17 protein-coding genes are annotated in these 18,260 nt (G+C 49.4%); all 17 read left to right on the top strand.

Going from position 1 to position 18,260, the window contains the following annotated elements:
* The first annotated feature begins 162 nt into the window (after window positions 1-162).
* The 17 genes from GQS10_RS00425 (at window position 163) to GQS10_RS00345 (ending at window position 18,234) form a co-directional block, all read left to right on the top strand.
* On the top strand, window positions 163-1,146 hold the full coding sequence (locus tag GQS10_RS00425) for a polysaccharide deacetylase family protein (RefSeq protein WP_166238321.1): 984 nt from the start codon (window positions 163-165) through the stop codon (window positions 1,144-1,146).
* Window positions 1,147-1,199: 53 nt separating this feature from the next.
* Window positions 1,200-2,453, top strand: coding sequence for an insulinase family protein (locus tag GQS10_RS00420; RefSeq protein WP_166237879.1), 1,254 nt, complete (start codon window positions 1,200-1,202; stop codon window positions 2,451-2,453).
* The gene (gene dut, locus GQS10_RS00415; protein ID WP_341804986.1) at window positions 2,437-2,892 is read left to right on the top strand and encodes a dUTP diphosphatase; all 456 of its coding nucleotides are present in this window, start codon (window positions 2,437-2,439) and stop codon (window positions 2,890-2,892) included. The genes GQS10_RS00420 and dut overlap by 17 nt, the downstream gene beginning before the upstream one ends.
* Before the next feature lie 123 nt (window positions 2,893-3,015).
* Entirely contained in the window at window positions 3,016-3,915 is a 900-nt protein-coding gene (dpsA, locus tag GQS10_RS00410) for a dipicolinate synthase subunit DpsA (protein ID WP_166237876.1), read from the top strand.
* Window positions 3,912-4,514: a dipicolinate synthase subunit B gene (locus GQS10_RS00405; RefSeq protein WP_166237874.1), complete on the top strand. Its 603-nt coding sequence runs from the start codon at window positions 3,912-3,914 to the stop codon at window positions 4,512-4,514. Before dpsA ends, GQS10_RS00405 begins: the two co-directional genes overlap by 4 nt.
* Before the next feature lie 263 nt (window positions 4,515-4,777).
* Window positions 4,778-5,998 carry an aspartate kinase gene (dapG, locus tag GQS10_RS00400; protein WP_166237872.1) on the top strand — a complete coding sequence of 407 codons (1,221 nt, stop codon included), beginning with the start codon at window positions 4,778-4,780 and terminating at the stop codon, window positions 5,996-5,998.
* Window positions 5,999-6,035: 37 nt separating this feature from the next.
* On the top strand, window positions 6,036-6,923 hold the full coding sequence (gene dapA, locus GQS10_RS00395) for a 4-hydroxy-tetrahydrodipicolinate synthase (RefSeq protein ID WP_166237870.1): 888 nt from the start codon (window positions 6,036-6,038) through the stop codon (window positions 6,921-6,923).
* A gap of 252 nt (window positions 6,924-7,175) precedes the next feature.
* Window positions 7,176-8,852, top strand: a complete 1,677-nt coding sequence (locus GQS10_RS00390; protein WP_166237868.1) for a ribonuclease J — start codon at window positions 7,176-7,178, stop codon at window positions 8,850-8,852.
* Window positions 8,853-9,016: 164 nt separating this feature from the next.
* Window positions 9,017-9,757 (top strand): ClpP family protease, encoded by a 741-nt coding sequence (locus tag GQS10_RS00385; protein WP_166237866.1) that lies wholly within the window; start codon window positions 9,017-9,019, stop codon window positions 9,755-9,757.
* Window position 9,758: 1 nt separating this feature from the next.
* On the top strand, window positions 9,759-9,980 hold the full coding sequence (locus tag GQS10_RS00380) for a YlzJ-like family protein (RefSeq protein WP_166237864.1): 222 nt from the start codon (window positions 9,759-9,761) through the stop codon (window positions 9,978-9,980).
* Window positions 9,981-10,055: 75 nt separating this feature from the next.
* Window positions 10,056-12,632: a DNA translocase FtsK gene (locus GQS10_RS00375; protein ID WP_166237861.1), complete on the top strand. Its 2,577-nt coding sequence runs from the start codon at window positions 10,056-10,058 to the stop codon at window positions 12,630-12,632.
* 79 nt (window positions 12,633-12,711) lie between these two features.
* Window positions 12,712-13,518 carry a spore cortex-lytic enzyme gene (gene sleB, locus GQS10_RS00370; RefSeq protein ID WP_166237859.1) on the top strand — a complete coding sequence of 269 codons (807 nt, stop codon included), beginning with the start codon at window positions 12,712-12,714 and terminating at the stop codon, window positions 13,516-13,518.
* Between the two features lie 110 nt (window positions 13,519-13,628).
* Entirely contained in the window at window positions 13,629-14,939 is a 1,311-nt protein-coding gene (yfmF, locus tag GQS10_RS00365) for an EF-P 5-aminopentanol modification-associated protein YfmF (protein WP_166237857.1), read from the top strand.
* Window positions 14,926-16,206, top strand: coding sequence for an EF-P 5-aminopentanol modification-associated protein YfmH (gene yfmH / locus GQS10_RS00360; RefSeq protein ID WP_166237855.1), 1,281 nt, complete (start codon window positions 14,926-14,928; stop codon window positions 16,204-16,206). Before yfmF ends, yfmH begins: the two co-directional genes overlap by 14 nt.
* A 10-nt stretch (window positions 16,207-16,216) precedes the next feature.
* A complete protein-coding gene (gene ymfI, locus GQS10_RS00355) occupies window positions 16,217-16,969 on the top strand; it encodes an elongation factor P 5-aminopentanone reductase (RefSeq protein ID WP_166237853.1) in 753 nt (250 codons plus the stop codon).
* Between the two features lie 93 nt (window positions 16,970-17,062).
* On the top strand, window positions 17,063-17,317 hold the full coding sequence (locus tag GQS10_RS00350) for a DUF3243 domain-containing protein (protein WP_166237851.1): 255 nt from the start codon (window positions 17,063-17,065) through the stop codon (window positions 17,315-17,317).
* Window positions 17,318-17,460: 143 nt separating this feature from the next.
* A complete protein-coding gene (locus tag GQS10_RS00345) occupies window positions 17,461-18,234 on the top strand; it encodes a DUF3388 domain-containing protein (protein WP_166237850.1) in 774 nt (257 codons plus the stop codon).
* Window positions 18,235-18,260 lie beyond the last annotated feature (26 nt).

Here is an 18,260-nt window from a genome sequence, read left to right as displayed (position 1 = left end):
CCGAAAGAGCCGAATTTTTGCAGGCTCTTTTTTTGTTGGGCAAAACCGCATAAGTTTGTCCGCTTTTTCATAGGATGGAAACAACCTGTTCGTAGTGCGGCTGAAATTGGAAGAAAAGGGGTTGTTGAAACGGTGAAAAAGTGGTGGATCACGGGAACGTTTATGCTGGTGACTTGGGTGTCGATTAGTCAGGTGGACAGCGTCCAACAATACATACAGTCGGTAAAATCGAACGGGACGAATTTTACTGCTGACGCTTTTTTATTTCAAGATCAGGAAAACCGCGAGCTTTATGAAAAAATACAGCAGGAAGCGGCAAAAAGAGAAGAAAAGCCGATTAACGCGCGCATTGATCGGGTGTGGAAAGGGATTCAAGGGTATAGCGGGCTGCAGGTGGATGTGGAGAAAACCTACGAGCTTGCACTTCAATCCAAGGATGGAGAGATTCCCTATGTATATCGGCAAATTCCTCCAGCCATTACCCTGGATGATCTGCCGCCCAACCCGATTTATAAGGGCAATTCCCAAAAGCCGATGGCCGCTATCATGATAAATGTAGCTTGGGGAGATGAATTTTTGCCTTCGATTTTAGAGACGCTTCAAAAGGAAAATGTTCGGGCAACCTTTTTCTTTGACGGAACGTGGCTAAGCAAGCATATTGAAACGGCGAAAAAGATGGTGGAAATGGGTCATGAGGCATCGAATCATGCATATTCCCATCAAGAAATGAGCAAGCTCGGCCGAACTGCGGCAATGTCGGAAATTCAGAAGACGGAAGCGCTTCTTAAGGAAAAGGTCGGTGTGACAAACCGCTGGTTTGCGCCACCCTCAGGTGACTTTAATATGGAAACGGTTAAAATCGCACATGAGCTAGGTTTAAAAACCGTTTTGTGGACGATCGATACCATCGATTGGAAGAAGCCTGAGCCGGGCTGGATCGTCAAGCGGATTGAACAGCGCATTGAGCCGGGGGCGATGATTTTAATGCATCCAACCCAGTCGTCCAGCGAGGCGCTTCCGGGTATGATTAAAGCAATCAAGAGCAAAGGGCTATCCTTAGGAACGGTAAGTGATTTGCTGTCGGTAGACCGCGTGCTCGAGCCGAAGCAGCTTTCGCAGCCAGGGCAGGTTGAGCCTTCTTCGTAATTTTGATATAGTTTATTAGTTGAAGTAATTCGAACCAAGGAGGACCTGCCGGAGTGATCAAAAAAACACTAAGCAACGGGCTTCGCGTAGTTATTGAGGAAATACCGTCGCTCCGATCCGTTTCTTTCGGCATCTGGGTAAAGAACGGCTCACGGAACGAAAATGAGCGAACAAGCGGCATTTCTCATTTTATAGAACACATGCTTTTCAAAGGCACGGACCGGTTTCATGCGGCGGAAATCGCCGATATGTTCGACAGCATTGGAGGACATGTCAACGCCTTCACTGCCAAGGAATACACCTGTTATTATGCCAAGGTGCTGGATCAGCATCTTCCTATTGCGGTCGATGTGCTGGCAGATATGTTTTTCAACTCCACCTTTGACCCGCAGGAGCTCGATAAAGAAAAGAACGTTATAATAGAAGAAATTGCAATGTACGATGATACCCCGGATGACATGGTGCATGATTTAATATCCAAAGCGGCTTACGGCCAGCATCCGCTTGCGTTTTCCATTCTGGGTACAGAGGACAATTTGCTGCAGATGACGTCGGATGATTTGCGTCATTTTATGAAGCAGCGCTATTTTGTGGAAAATACGGTGATTAGCCTTGCCGGGAATGTAAATGAGAGCGTACTGGAGCTGTTGGAGCAGCATTTTGGCCAGTTTCATAACTCAAGCCTTGAGACTCCGCTGCTTGCACCAGCATATTCTCCCGATTTAATCGTTCATGGCAAAAAAACTGAGCAGAATCATATTTGTCTTGCTTTGCCGGGTGTCGCTCATGACGATCCCGCTTTATATGCAATGACACTGCTGAATAATGCAGTGGGCGGGGGGATGAGCTCAAGACTGTTCCAGGAAATTCGTGAGAAGCGGGGACTTGCTTATTCCATATACTCGTACCATGCAGCGCATGTGGATTCCGGTATGTTTACCATTTATGCAGGGACTGCCCCGAAGCAAACGAAAGAAGTGCTGGATGTAACGATGCAGGTGCTCTCGGATATCCGCAACAACGGGTTAACGGAAGCGGAACTGAAGAAGGGCAAGGAGCAGCTGAAGGGTAATTTTATTCTCGGTCTGGAAAGCTCGACGAGCCGGATGAACCGTAACGGAAAAAACGAGCTGATGCTCGGGTACCAATATACGCTGGATGAGCTAATTGCCAAAATTGATGGAATTACCTCAAGTGACATAAAGAAAGTTGCCGATCAGATGTTCAGCAAGCCGTTTGCGGTAGCGGCCGTCGGCCAGTCCGATGAAGCGCTGTCGGGATTCAGGAGGGATCAGTTTGTCGTTTGAAGTATTTGTTCAGAGGCTGCCGAATGCAGCCGGACTGCCTTTGCCTGCCAAGATGACGGAGCAGGCGGCGGGGTATGATTTATATGCAGCGGTAGAGGAGCCGGTGAAGCTGCTTCCCGGGGAACGACAGCTGATTCCGACGGGGCTCGCCTTGGCGATGCCTGACCGTTTAGAAGCGCAAATCCGTCCGCGGAGCGGGCTGGCGTTCAAGCATGGAATAACGACCTTAAATTCGCCGGGAACCATCGATGCCGATTACCGCGGTGAGGTGAAGGTGCTGCTTATTAACCACGGGCAGGAGCCATTCATCATTGAGCGCGGCGAACGGATTGCACAAATGGTATTTGGCGTCGTTCCGACCACCGTTTTGATTGAAGTAGAGGAGTTGGAAGCTACCGTTCGAGGCGCTTCCGGCTTTGGCAGTACAGGAACAAAATAGACTTGATTCTTAAACCCATTCTAGGCGATCGCCGCGAATGGGTTTTTGCTGTTTAGGAACCTTTCTGGGCGCATGGCATAGGATAACGTATCAACGCGTCTTAAAAGAAAGGAGTTCGAACCCATGCTGACCGGGATTCAAGTGGTTTTCCTCGGTGGTGACGCGAGGCAGCTGGAGGTGATCCAAAAGCTTTACGAGTTGGATGCGAACATTCAGCTGATTGGTTTTGATAATTTGCAGCGGAGCTACAGCGGTGTGCGCAAAGCCGATCTTACCGAAGAGGTGCTCTCCGAAGCCGATGCCGTAATTTTGCCAGTTGTAGGTACCGATGATACCGGCAAAGTGGAGGCGATCTTTTCTTCACAAGAGCTCCGGTTGGAGGAACGCCATGTAGCGGCGCTGCCGAAACACGCCAAGGTGTATACGGGGATGGCGAAGCCGTTCTTAACAAATCTGTGCGGAAAGCACGGCATTCCGGTAGTAGAGCTGCTCGATCGAGATGATGTCGCCATTTATAATTCGATTCCTACCGCTGAAGGAGCCGTCATGATCGCGATCCAGAACACAGATATAACCATTCATGGCTCTACCTGCACGGTGATTGGGATCGGACGCACGGGCTTAACGCTGGCGCGTACGCTGAAAGGGCTGGGTGCGAACGTGAAGGTCGGCGTGCGCAGGAACGAGCATTTTGCAAGAGCAGTCGAAATGGGGGTGACTCCGTTCCATACGGATCATCTGGCCAAGGAACTGCGGGACGTCGACATTGTGTTTAACACGGTGCCAGCCCAGGTGTTGACGGCTGGCGTTATTGCTCAGCTTCCGCCCGGTTCGATCATTATCGACCTGGCGTCAAAGCCGGGAGGGACGGATTTCCGCTTTGCGGAACGTCGAGGAATTAAGGCAATGCTGGCACCGGGCTTGCCCGGAATGGTTGCGCCCAAAACAGCCGGCCGGATCATTGCCAATGCGGTGAGTGAGTTAATACTCACAGAAGCAAAGAAACGGGGGATGAATCGATGAATTGGAAGGGAATTACCGTAGGTTATGCATTGACAGGTTCGCATTGTACCTTTGAGGAAGTCATGCCGCAAATCAAGCGTTTTGTAGACGCTGGAGCGAATGTAATCCCGATCGCATCGTATTCGATGATGTCTACGGACACTCGTTTCGGCAAGTCCGAAGATTGGCAAAAACAGTTGAAAGAAATTACCGGAAATGATATTATTGCCTCAATCGTTGACGCGGAGCCGCTTGGGCCAAGCAAAAAGCTTGATGTCATGGTCATTGCGCCATGTACCGGCAACACGACATCGAAGCTGGCGAATGCCATGACAGAGAGTCCGGTCCTGATGGCGGCAAAGGCGCAAATGCGTAACCAACGGCCGCTTGTATTGGCGATTTCAACCAATGACGGCCTTGGCTTTAACCTGTCGAACATTGCGAAGCTGATCTTTGCGAAGAACATCTTCTTCGTTCCGTTCGGCCAGGACGCTCCCGAAGCGAAGCCTAACTCGCTGGTTGCGCGTATGAGCCTGATTATGGAAACCTGTGAAGCTGCGCTTCAAGGGAAGCAATTGCAGCCGCTGCTTGTGGAACGCTTTTTAGATGAAGTCAATTAATCTTTAGTTTTGTGGCTGAAGAAGCGGGACCGGCAGCTGTAATGGCGTCGAGCTCGCTTTTGTCGGCACTATGCGAAAAGATTTGAACAGCCCAAGAGCGCTGAATTGTGGATCGTTTCCGACAACCTGCTAAAGAAGCAGCCTGGAAAGCCGTACAAATCGCAGAATATACGCAATCGAACGATGCTTCAACACCAACGGAAGCTTGATCCCGAACGGCAGAACGCCTTTGATCGGCGCTGATCTGTCAGGAGGGGAAAGTATTGCCTATTATTGTGCAAAAATTTGGCGGAACCTCGCTTTCTACTGAAGAAGCGAGAGGGCATGCCATTAAGCATATTAAGAAAGCCGTCCAGACGAATGCCAAAGTCGTAGTCGTTGTGTCTGCAATGGGGCGTCAAGGGGAACCGTATGCTACGGATACCCTGCTTGATTGGATTGAACACAATGGAAACCAATTACCGAATCGGGAAAAGGATATGCTGCTGTGCTGCGGAGAAATTATTTCGGCAACCACAATGTGCAGCCTTTTGCATCGGGAAGGGATCCCGGCAGCCGTGCTGAACGGGGCGCAAGCGGGCATCACGACGAACTCCCAATTCGGTGACGCCCGAATTGAAACGATTCGTCCGCACCGGATTCACCAGCTGCTGGACGAAGGCAAGGTCGTCATTGTAACCGGCTTTCAAGGTGTAACCAAAGACGGTGACTATACAACGTTGGGACGCGGGGGGAGCGATACGTCTGCTACCGCGCTTGGTGCGGCCCTTCGTGCAAAAGTTGTCGATATTTTTACGGATGTGGAAGGCATTCTTACCGCAGATCCGCGTGTTGTCCCGGATGCGAAGCCGTTAAGCCACGTAACCTATGCCGAAATTTGTAATATGGCGTATAATGGGGCTAAAGTCATCCATCCCCGGGCAGTTGAGGTTGCGATGCAATCGAATATCCCTGTGAGAGTACGCTCTACCTTTTCGGAAGAGGAAGGCACTCTGGTGTGCAGTCCTGAGATGATCCGCGATATGAATCTGGAGGTTAGTGACCGCCATGTTACGGGGATTGCCCATGTGCAGCAGGTGACCCAGATTCAAGTGGCAGCCAAGGAAGGCCAGTTTGATTTGCAGCTGCAGGTCTTTCAGGCTATGGCCCGAAAGGGAATCAGTGTTGATTTTATAAATGTTTACCCTTCCGGAGTCGTTTACACCGTATACGATAAGGAAGCAGCTCAGGCACAGCAGATTTTGCGGGAGCTCGGATACGAGCCCGCTCTTTTATCGGGCTGTGCGAAGGTCGCCGTTATCGGCGGCGGTATGAATGGTGTTCCCGGTATTATGGCTCAAATCGTAGAAGCTCTGACGGTACAGGACATCCCGATCCTTCAATCGGCCGACTCCAATACGACCATTTGGGTACTCGTCCGCAAAGACGATATGGCGAAAGCCGTGAACGCGCTTCATCAAAAATTTAACCTTCACCATTCATAAAACAACAGGACTATTGTGCGTTGAGGAGGAAACCGCATTGGATTTCGGAAGATTAATTACCGCTATGGTTACTCCGTTTGACGGAGAGCTGCGCATCGATTGGAACCAGACGGAAAAGCTTATTAACGATTTAATCGTGAACCAACACAATGAAGCGATCGTTGTGGCGGGAACGACAGGTGAATCACCTACATTAACCGATGAAGAGAAGGAGCAATTGTTCCGATTTGCGGTAGAGAAGGCTGCTGGCCGCTGCAAGGTCATTGCTGGCACAGGCGCCAACGATACGGCACACTCTATCCATCTCACGAAGGTGGCGGAGAAGGCCGGTGTCGACGGTGTTCTGCTGGTGGCCCCATATTACAACCGTCCTTCGGATGAGGGCTTATACCGCCACTTTAGAGCGATAGCGGAAAGCACTTCGCTTCCGATCATGTTATATAATATTCCGAGCCGGACCGGCGTCAATATGTCGCCGGAGCTCACGCTTCGCCTTGCAGAAATTCCGAACATCGTTGCAACAAAGGAATCGAGCGGTGATTTGGATCAAATGTCACTGATCGCTGCGAATGCGCCGGATGGATTCCGCCTTTACAGCGGTGACGACAGCTTAACGCTTCCTTTGTTGTCCGTTGGCGGCTATGGGATCGTGAGCGTTGCCGCGCATGTAGTCGGCAAGCCGATGCGTGAGATGATCGATGCGTTCGTTGGCGGAGAAGTCACGCGCGCTGCTCAGCTGCATGGCAAGCTGATGCCGGTGTTTAAGGGCCTGTTCTTCTGCCCACACCGCGTACCGAACCCGGCTCCGGTGAAGCATGCGTTAAAGCTTCACGGGCTTGATGTAGGCGGTCTGCGGCTTCCTATGGTGGAAGTGACAGAAGCAGAAGGCAAATTTATTGCGAACTTATTTGCAACCAAATCATAAAGCAAAGAGAGATCGGTTGGGGCATGCCCTCAATCGGTCTTTTTTTCTTTGAGTTGCCAGCGAGTCAAGCCCGATGCGGGGCATCGGCAAGAAGTGTTTTGGAGAAGCTATAAGCATCGCTCATCGGTTTTATGCCTGAACTTGAGTTTTTGGTTTTGCATCATGTATAATATTTCCGAGTGAATGGTGCGGTTTCGTAGTAATGGTTTGCTTGAATAAGATCGTCGTCAATAACACTGAGGAGGAACTCTCTTGTCAAAAAAGAATATGGATAAAGTGGTCATTTTTGCTCTTGGCGGCGTGGGCGAAATTGGCAAAAATATGTATGTCGTTCAGTACGGAAATGACATTGTAGTGATTGATAGCGGACTTAAGTTCCCAGAAGAGGATATGCTTGGGGTCGACATCGTTATTCCGGATATTACGTATTTAACGGAAAATCGCGATAAAGTACGCGGAATATTAATCACACACGGTCACGAAGATCACATCGGCGGGCTGCCGTATGTGCTGAAACATCTGAACGTACCCGTATTTGGAACAAAACTTACCCTTGGACTTATCGAAAGTAAATTAAAGGAAGCCGGCTTGCTCGGCGAAACGAAACGGATTCTGATCAATGCAGATTCCGAAGTGAAATTGGGCGGCTTGACAGCAACGTTCTTCCGAACGAATCACAGTATTCCGGATTCGGTAGGCGTTTGTATAGATACACCGGAAGGATATGTGGTTCATACCGGTGACTTTAAATTTGATCACACACCGGTAAATGAGCAGCATGCTGATTTGCATAAGATGGGCATGATCGGGAACAGGGGCGTTCTCGCTTTATTGTCCGATAGTACCAATGCAGAACGGCCTGGATTTACTCCTTCGGAGCGTGTCGTAGGCGCACAGCTTGAAGAGGTTTTCCGTTCGGCGCGGCAGCGTGTCGTTGTAGCGACCTTCGCATCGAATGTACACCGTGTACAGCAGGTTATCGATGCTTGTTATGTTTCCAACCGTAAACTAGCGGTCATCGGCCGTAGTATGGTCAATGTGGTATCCATTGCGCAGGAGCTTGGTTACTTAAACATCCCGGAAGGCATGCTGATTGAGCCGGAAGAGGTTGGGAAGCTGGCAGCGGATCGGGTAGCGATCTTGTCTACAGGCAGTCAAGGGGAGCCAATGTCGGCGCTGACTCGTATGGCTCGTTCTTCTCACCGTAAAGTGGATATTTTACCGGGAGATACTGTAATCATTGCGGCTACGCCTATCCCGGGCAACGAACGCTTTGTAGGGCGTACTGTAGACGAGCTTTTCCGTCTTGGTGCCAACGTAATCTACGGTCCTGGCTCGCAAACGGGAATGCACGTTTCCGGTCACGGAAGCCAAGAAGAGCTGAAGCTCATGCTCAACATTATGCGGCCTAAATATTTCATTCCGATTCACGGTGAATACCGAATGCTCCGCCAGCATGGACAATTAGCTGAGGCGGTAGGCATGGAAAAGGAAAATATTTTTATCGTCGACAATGGCGATACCGTTGAAATTCAAAACGGTGTTGCTCGTAAAGGAAATAAAGTGACTGCAGGAAATGTCTTGATTGACGGTTTGGGAGTCGGAGATGTTGGAAATATTGTTCTTCGCGACCGCAAATTGCTGTCTCAAGACGGAATTCTTGTTGTAGTTGTAACAATCAGCAAGCAAGAAGGGAAAATTTTGTCTGGTCCAGATATTATTTCCAGAGGTTTCGTTTATGTTCGCGAATCCGAAGGCTTGCTTGATGAAGCGAACAAAATCGTTACCGGCACATTAATGAAGCTAATGGGCGAAAATGTAAATGAATGGGCATCTTTAAAAACAAATGTGAAAGATGCTCTCGGACGATTTTTATACGAGCAAACCAGAAGACGTCCAATGATCTTACCGATCATTATGGAAGTTTGACGAAACATCACTCACCATAACCGACACTCCGGAAAGCTCCTCGGTCAACAGACCGCGGGGCTTTTTTCGCATCCACCATCTGTGAATATTTGGACGGATTTCAACCATACTAGGGAAGATTAGGAATGAAAGAGTCTGGAACCGCACAGGAGGGAATTTCCGCAATGAACGAAAAACCAAAAGGTGAACAACCCGAAATGCCGGAAACGGATAAAAAGAAAGGGATTGTCAATGAAACGATTCAGCAGTTTGGGCAAACCGCAACTCCCGCTGTGGAATCGAATATTTTTTGCTTAACGATTATCGGGCAGGTTGAAGGCCATATGGTGCTTCCGCCGCAAAATAAAACGACTAAGTACGAGCACTTAATTCCGCAGCTTGTAGCCGCAGAGCAAAACTCTAAGGTTGAAGGGATTCTGGTGATTCTCAATACGGTAGGCGGAGACGTCGAAGCAGGTCTCGCTATATCTGAAATGATTTCTTCGTTATCCAAGCCAACCGTGACGCTTGTACTGGGCGGAGGGCATAGTATTGGTGTTCCGATTGCGGTTTCATCCAACTATTCCATTATCGCCGAGACAGCTACGATGACGATTCATCCAATTCGCCTGAACGGGCTGGTAATCGGTGTGCCGCAAACCTTTGAGTATATGGACAAAATGCAGGAGCGGGTTATCCGGTTTGTCGTAGGGCATTCGAAGATAAGCGAGGAGAAGCTGAAGGAGCTCATGTTTAAAACAGGAGAGCTGACTCGCGATATCGGTACGACGGTCATCGGTCACGATGCCGTGAAATACGGCTTAATCGATGCGGTCGGCGGCGTTGGCGAGGCGATTCGAGAGCTCAATAGACGGATCGAAGAAAGAAGAGGCACGGCCACAGCCGGTGCCAAAGGAGTGCATTAACATGATCCATTCGATAGTTCCTCTTGAGATGATCATGGAGGGCTCGGAAGATATTGAAGCTCCGGAGGAAATCGAATACGGGGGACTTCTTATGCAGGTACGGTATATTTCTGCGAATCAGGCGCAAATCGTCAGACTCATTTCTGCCGATCCTGCCCCGTATTTAAACCCGGCATACGCTCCAGGTACAACCATTCAACTGCAGCCGAAGCTTGGTGTATAAGAAGGCTGTCATACTGGTAAGGATGTCCACCCCTAGGGTTCTATGCTATAATAGAGCTCTGGGGGTGTCGTAATTTTGGCTAAGCGCAAAAAAAGAACAACTGGGAAATCCCTGAAAACGAGTGTCAAGTTTGAGCTGTACGGCATAATCATTTTAATTTTGTCGGTGATAGCCCTATCCCGCCAAGGGACGGTCGCACATTCGCTTACCTATATGTTTCGTTTTTTGATCGGGCAGTGGGATTGGGTGATTCCACTCGTCTTTATTTTTACAGCGATTCGCATTATGATCCGCAGAGAATGGCCGGCCGCTTGGTCTTCCCGCAAGACGGGAATTTTGCTGGTGCTTCTCGGTTTCGTGCTGATGAGCCATATCGACCTGTTTGCGAGGCTGCATCCCGTGGTGGATTACACCGCAGGCTCGATCCTTTCGGAATCGTGGCTGTTTTTAATTGACGGCATGACGTCGGGCGAGCGCTGGCTGAAGCTGGAAGCCGGCGGCGGAATGGCCGGAGCAGCGATGTTTTCCGTTTTGTTTATGCTGTTTGATATTTGGGGAGCAAGGCTCATCCAATATACGTTGTTTATTCTCGGCTTCCTGCTGATCACCGGTAAGTCGTATGTCGATATCGTGCAAAAGGTTAGAGAGGTCATTCGTGCCGTTTTCCGTCAGCTTGGCATTCGCGCGAAGGAAGTGTCGGGTGAAAAGCAAAAAAGCGGAGGAGCTTTAAAGCGCAGCAAGGCAAAGCCGGAGAAAAAACCGGTGTTTACGGATGATTTTGATGAAGAAACTTATTTTGAAAAGCCTGCAGGTAAGAAAAAGGGTACGCTGTTTTTTGAGCTTCTGCAGAAGCCGAAGTCAGCCGCGTCCGCTCAAGCAGAGGACTGGGATGAGGACGATGAGCCTTCTCTTGACGATGTGATACTTCGGGATAAAAGCGCATCTGCGAAAGGAAAAGCGACTCCGCATGACGTAAATCCTTTTGAGGATGAACCTTTTGAACCGCTGCAAGAGGATGAACCAAAGCAAGAGTTTAAAAATGTCACCCTAATGGATGTCCCTGAAACGGCGGATGAGGGATATTCCGATTCGCCGGCACTCGTGACGGGAGCTACGGATCAATACCCTGAGGAATTGGCCCAGCAGCCTGCACAGCAAGCGGAACTAACCGATGCCGCTCTTCTAGATGAAGAAGGAGAAGCGAATTTGATAAGACCGGATTCTCCGGAGCAGTTTTATCAGCTGCCGCCTTTCAGCTTGTTAAACCGGCCGCAGGGCGGCTCGAAAGGGAGCTCGGGATCGAATGATGAAGGCCGGCGAAAGCTTGCTTCAACGCTGGAAAGCTTCGGTATAAAGGCCTCTGTCGGCCCTGCCACGATCGGTCCTGCTGTAACCCGCTATGAGGTTTACCCGGAACCTGGAGTGAAGGTCAGCCGGATAGTAAGCTTAACGGACGATATTGCCTTGGCGCTGGCCGCCAAAGATATCCGAATGGAGGCGCCGATCCCTGGTAAATCGGCGATTGGAATTGAGGTGCCGAATACGGAGGTATCGATGGTCACCTTGCGGGAGGTTATGGAAAGCTCTGTGTTCCATGAGTCTTCAGCAAAGCTGACGATTGCGCTCGGAAGAGATATTTCGGGCACGCCGATCGTAGCCAATTTAGCCAGAATGCCGCATTTGCTCGTCGCTGGTGCGACAGGATCGGGGAAATCCGTTTGTATTAACGGGATTATCACGAGCATTTTATATAAGGCAAAGCCGGATGAGGTTAAATTTTTAATGATTGACCCGAAGATGGTGGAGCTGAATGTGTATAACGGCATTCCTCATTTGCTTGCTCCAGTTGTTACCGACCCGCGCCGCGCTTCCTTGGCTTTGAAGAAGGTCGTGGTGGAAATGGAAAAGCGCTATGAGCTTTTCTCGAAGTCAGGTACGCGTAATATGGAAGGATATAACAACCTTCAGCGTCAAAACAATCAGCCGCTCTTGCCGTTCATTGTAGTGATTGTGGACGAGCTTGCCGATCTGATGATGGTTGCGGCCGGAGATGTCGAGGATGCGATTTGCCGCCTTGCGCAAATGGCTCGTGCCGCAGGCATTCATTTGATTATTGCCACGCAGCGTCCGTCGGTTGATGTTATTACCGGGGTCATTAAAGCGAATATCCCGTCGCGGATCGCCTTCGGCGTATCCTCGCAGGTCGACTCCCGGACGATCTTGGATTCCGTCGGCGCGGAGAAGCTGCTTGGACGAGGCGATATGCTGTTTATGCCGGTAGGCGCCTCAAAGCCGCTTCGCGTGCAGGGGGCCTTCTTGTCCGACGACGAGGTTGAGGCTGTCGTTACCTATTCCCGCAACCAGGCGCAAGCGGAGTATCGCGAGGAGCTGGTGCCGGAGATCGAGGAATCCGGCGGCGAGGATGATTTGGAGCTGGATGAGTTATTTGATCAAGCGGTGCAAATTGTCGTGGAGGCGAAGCAGGCCTCGGTATCCCTGCTGCAGCGGAGAATGCGCGTCGGCTACACAAGAGCGGCACGCCTTATTGATACGATGGAAGCTAAAGGAATTGTCGGTCCTTATGAGGGAAGTAAGCCTCGTGAAGTGCTGATGAGTTTGGAGCAGCTGCAGCAAAGCCGGATCCCTTCCTAAAAACCGAATAGAAGCAAGCAACCTTTCTCATACTAAACGTAAATTTGCCACATCATGTAGAGAGAGGTTGTTGCTTTTTATGAACAAACGTTTGGTAGTGATTTTGGCTTCCCTAATCCTTTGTGCTGTCATGTTCTTTCAGGTCGCAGACGCTCTGAATGTGAAGCCGACATTTAGCGACGCCATCCTCGTTTACGGGGCGAAAGGTAAGGATGTAGAAGAATTACAGGGCCGGCTTCAGCATTTGGGCTATTACAAAGGTCCGATTGACGGTGAATTTGGCTGGCAGACTTCCCGTGCAGTAAAAGATTTTCAATACAAATTCGGTATGAAGGTCGATGGAGTCGTAGGCGCCAAAACAAAGGTCAAGCTTTATAATGCAACGAAGCAATGGAGACCGGGAGCGAACCAGCAGAATACAGCTGCCCCAAGGCAAGGCGGGGGCGGAACGAATGCAGGGGCAGCCGCCGGTACCAAGACGCAAGCGGCCGGAGGAGCGACCCGCATCGCAAGCTCCTCGCATCGCGGCTTTTCCGAGGAAGAGCTGAAAATTATGGCGAACGCCGTATACGGCGAGGCTCGCGGCGAGCCTTATGAAGGACAAGTTGCCGTGGCTGCTGTTATTCTTAATCGTGTAGAATCGGCAAGCTTTCCAAACTCGCCATCCGGTGTTATTTTCCAGCCGGGTGCGTTTACAGCAGTAGCCGACGGACAGATTTGGCTGACACCGAATGATCGTGCCCGCCAGGCGGTACAGGACGCTCTCAACGGTTGGGATCCGAGCGGCGGGTGCCTGTATTACTTCAACCCGGTAACGGCGACTTCCAAATGGATTTGGACAAGACCGCAGGTTAAAACGATTGGTAAACATATTTTCTGTATGTAGTTGTCGGAAAAAGAAGCAGCCGAGAGGAATTCGATCGTCTGGTTGCTTCTTTTTTTGTCTGCAAAAGGTATATAATGGAATGTATATCCTAGGGCAACAGGAAGGGAGTAATGACCGTGACCCAAACGTCTGTATTTCAACGCCAAACCGCCGGGGGTATTCGACTGCATGTCTTGCCGACCGACCGGTTCAAAACCTTTGCGGTTTCCGTCTTTATCGGTGCTCCGCTGCGTGAAGATACGATTACGAAGCAAGCATTAATTCCTTTTGTTCTGCGCAGGGGCAATGAAGCCTACCCGGAAACAAAGCAGTTCCGCGAGCGGCTTGATGATTTGTACGGAGCAGGCTTCGGCTTTGATGTGTATAAGCGCGGAGATTATCAAATGGTACAGTTCCGGATGGATGTGATAAACGATCGTTTCGTACAAACCGCAGATTCACTGCTGGAGCAATCCTTTAAATTTTTAGGAGAAACGATTACGAAGCCGGCAACCGAAAACGGCCGTTTTTTGGCGAAATATGTTGAAGCGGAGAAAAAAACGCTTGAGCGCAAGCTGCAGTCGATCATAAACGATAAGATCCGTTACGCCGCCGAACGCTGCTTGGAAGAAATGTGCGAGGGCGAGCCGTACCGGCTTCACCCGCTCGGCAAGCTGGAGGATCTGCCTGCCATCACACCGGAAGGGCTGTTTGCCGCTTATCGGGAATGGTTAGCGAAGGCGCCGATCGACGTGTATGTGGTGGGAGAAACGACTCCGGAGCAGGTAGAGGATTATGTGAACCGTTTTTTCCGAATCGAAGGAAGAGCACAATCCGTGGAGTACCGGATGGAATACGGCAAACAGTCGGTGCGCGAGGTGAAACGTGTAACGGAGGAAATGGAGGTCAACCAAGGCAAGCTGAATATGGGCCTTCGCTCCGCTGCACATTACGCCTCCGAGGATTACCCTGCAGCATTGCTGTATAACGGCATTTTGGGCGGATTCCCGCATGCAAAGCTGTTTACGAATGTGAGGGAAAAGGAAAGCTTGGCGTATTACGCTTCCTCCAGATTCGATGGGCATAAAGGAATTGTGACCATTCAATCGGGTATCGAAATTGCCAACTACGAGAAAGCGGTCGACATTATTCTAAAGCAGCTCGAAGCGATTAAGAAAGGCGAGATCTCCGATTTGGAGCTCGCGCAAACGCGTGCAATGATTGTCAACCAGCTTCGCGAAATTCAAGACAGTGCTTACGAGATGATCATGTTTGACTTTAATACGGTGCTTTCCGGCCGGGAGAGAACAACCGCGCAGCTGATTGAAGCGGTGCAAACGACCGGACTTGATGCCATCAAACGGGTAGCGGAAGGCGTGCGGCTTGATACGATCTATTTCCTGCGCGACCGGAAGGAGGTATTTGCGAATGCAAACGCTTGAGTATCCAAAGGTGAATGAAACTTTGTATCATGAGACACTGCCCAACGGGCTGCAGGTTTATCTTCTGCCAAAGGTGGGCTTTCAAAAAACGTATGCGACATTCAGCACGCGTTATGGCTCGATCGACAACCATTTCCAAGTCGAAGGCTCGGAAGAGGTTCATGTTCCGGACGGTATCGCCCATTTTTTGGAGCATAAAATGTTTGAGGAGCCTACCGGCGATATTTTTGCTACCTTTGCTTCGCAGGGAGCGTCTTCCAACGCGTTTACATCGTTTGACCGCACGGCTTATTTGTTCTCCGCTACCGAGCATATTGAAGCAAATGTGGAGACTTTGCTTAACTTCGTGCAAAACCCTTATTTTACCGATGAAAATGTAAATAAGGAAAAGGGTATTATCGGCCAAGAAATTAAAATGTATCAGGATAATCCGGATTGGCGCGTATATTTCGGATTGATCGAAACGATGTATCAGCAGCATCCGGTGCATATCGATATCGCAGGCACGGTAGAATCCATCGGTGAAATTACGAAGGAAACGCTGTACACCTGCTACCGGACGTTCTATCATCCGTCGAACATGCTCCTATTTGTTGTTGGAGGCTTCGATGCAGAACGGCTCATGCGCATGATTCGTGATAATCAGGCAAAGAAGACTTTCCCTGAGCAGGGCGAAATTTTCCGCTTCTTTAATGAGGAGCCGCTTGAGGTTCGTTCCGCCAAAAAGGTAGTAAAGCTTCCGGTATCTCAGCCGAAATGCTTGTTTGGCTTCAAGGAAGCGCCTGTCGGGGAAAGCGGGGACGCTCTGCTGCGCCGCGAGCTGCTGACAAAGCTGACATTGGATATTTTGCTGAATCCAAGCTCTGAGCTTTATCAAAAGCTTTACGATGAAAACCTGATTTCCGATTCGTTTGGACATGAGTATAACAGTGCTCCGGATTACGCTTTTTCCATTATGGGGGGAGATACCCGCGATCCTGAGTTGCTGCTGTCCCGAATTCAAGAGGAGCTTAATCGGGTGCTTGAAAGCGGCATTGCTGCTGCTGATTTCGAGAGAACACGGAAAAAGCGAATCGGCGGGTTTTTGCGGATGCTCAATTCGCCGGAAGCGATCGCGAATGAGTTTACGAAGTTTAAGTTCCGCGATACCGATTTATTTGATGTCATTTCCACATATGAGTCGTTTACGCTGGACGATGTAAACCAGCGTATGCGCGAGCATATTCAATGGCCGCAGCTGGCCGTATCTATCGTAGCGAACGGGTGAGAGAGAACATATGACGCAAAAGTCTTTTGCGGAATCGTGCGTGCTTGTAACCGGCGGCAGCAGAGGAATTGGTGCTGCCGTCGCACAACGGTTCGCCTCCGCGGGTTTTAACATTGTCATTCATTATTTACATTCGCATGAATCCGCCAATGAGGTGGCTCGTGCTTGTTTAGCTTACGGCGTTAACGTACTGACGATTTCCGCCGATTTGCGTTCAAAGGAACAAATCGAGCGCATGCGGGATAAGCTGGAGCAGCATCAAATGCTCCCGGACATTTTAGTGAATAATGCGGGTGTTGCGCATTATGGTTTACTGCAGGATTTATCGGAGGAGGACTGGGATAATGTCATGAACATTAATCTCAAGGGCATGTTCCTTTGTACTCAGACCTTTCTGCCATACATGCTGCAGCAAAAATACGGTCGGATCATTAATGTTTCGTCCGTGTGGGGGATTTCAGGGGCTTCGTGCGAAGTCGCCTATTCCACTGCCAAAGGCGGAGTGAATGCATTTACTAAAGCGCTGGCTAAGGAGCTGGCCCCTTCCGGAGTAACGGTCAATGCAGTCGCTCCCGGAGTGGTCGAAACGGCGATGAACGATCCTCTGCAAGGAGAAGACCGGCAGATGCTCCAGCAGGAAATTCCGGCAGGGCGATTTGCTCAGCCTGATGAAATTGCATCGCTCGTTTATTTTATCGCGTTGCCTGAATCAAGCTATATTACGGGTCAAATTATTTCCCCGAACGGCGGCTGGATCACCTGATTTTTCTCGGCTCATTCATTATGAATAGACACCTCCCTTTCCGCACATATTACAACTGTTATTTTAATAAACTTCAAAGGGAGGAAGAGAAAAATGACAACAGTTTTGACGTATTGGGATAAATGGAAAGAGTTTTTGGGCGAGCGTGTACAAAACGCAAAGCAAACCGGCATGAATGAAGAGGTTATTACAAACTTAGCCAAAGAAATCGGCGATTTCCTTGCGAAAAAAGTAGATCCGAAAAATGATGAAGAGCGCGTTTTGCAGGAATTGTGGAATGTAGCGGACGAGCAAGAAAAGAAAACGATCGCTCACTTGATGTTCAAGCTTGCTGAAAAGAACGCGTAAATTTTGGATATAAAGTGAAAAAGCCTCCGAACGGAGGCTTTTTCCATACATTTTAGTTATTTTGGCCCCATGGGAAGGAAATCCCTGTTTGCCTGTAGAAGTAAGGAAAGGAGACCTATTAAGAAGGCAGAGGAGCACCAAGTATGGAGAATAAAGAAGTAAAAGAATGGTATATGGAATATAAAATACATAAAAACCGTGTCGGATTGCTTGGAGACATCGCGTCTCTGCTCGGCATGCTCGGCATTAATATTATTACAATTAATGGAGTAGAGGATAAAACCCGTGGGCTGCTGCTGCAGTCGGATGATGACGAAAAAATCGATTTGATGGGTAAAATGCTAAAAAAAGTGGACAATATAACCGTAACCGCTTTACGCGCCCCTAAATTGGTGGATATCCTTGCAGTACGTCACGGACGTTATATTGAAAGGGATTCGGATGACCGTAAAACGTTTCGTTTTACCCGCGATGAACTGGGACTTCTGGTTGATTTCTTGGGTGAAATATTTAAGCGGGAAGGCAACCAAGTCATCGGACTGCGTGGTATGCCTCGGGTCGGAAAAACCGAATCGATTATTGCCGGAAGCGTTTGTGCAAAAAAACGGTGGACCTTTGTTTCCTCGACTCTTCTCCGGCAAACGGTTCGCAGTCAGCTGTCAGAGGATGAATATAACCCGAACAACGTGTTTATTATCGATGGAATTGTAAGCACGATCCGATCAAACGAGAAGCACCACACGCTTTTGCAGGAAATTATGGCGATGCCGTCCACCAAGGTAATCGAACATCCGGACATTTTTATTCGTGAATCGCATTACACGTACGATGCATTCGATTATATCGTCGAATTGCGCAACAATCCGGAAGAAGAGATTACATACGAAACGTTTACGACCAACTATGAAGGGTTTTAATGTAAGTACTACTGCTGAGTTTTGAA

Origin of the sequence: Paenibacillus turpanensis (assembly GCF_011421635.1) — a bacterium.
Taxonomy (GTDB): Bacteria; Bacillota; Bacilli; order Paenibacillales; family YIM-B00363; genus Paenibacillus_AK; species Paenibacillus_AK turpanensis.
The sequence above is the reverse complement of the archived record's forward strand: the minus strand, read 5'-3'. Positions and strand labels throughout refer to the sequence as shown.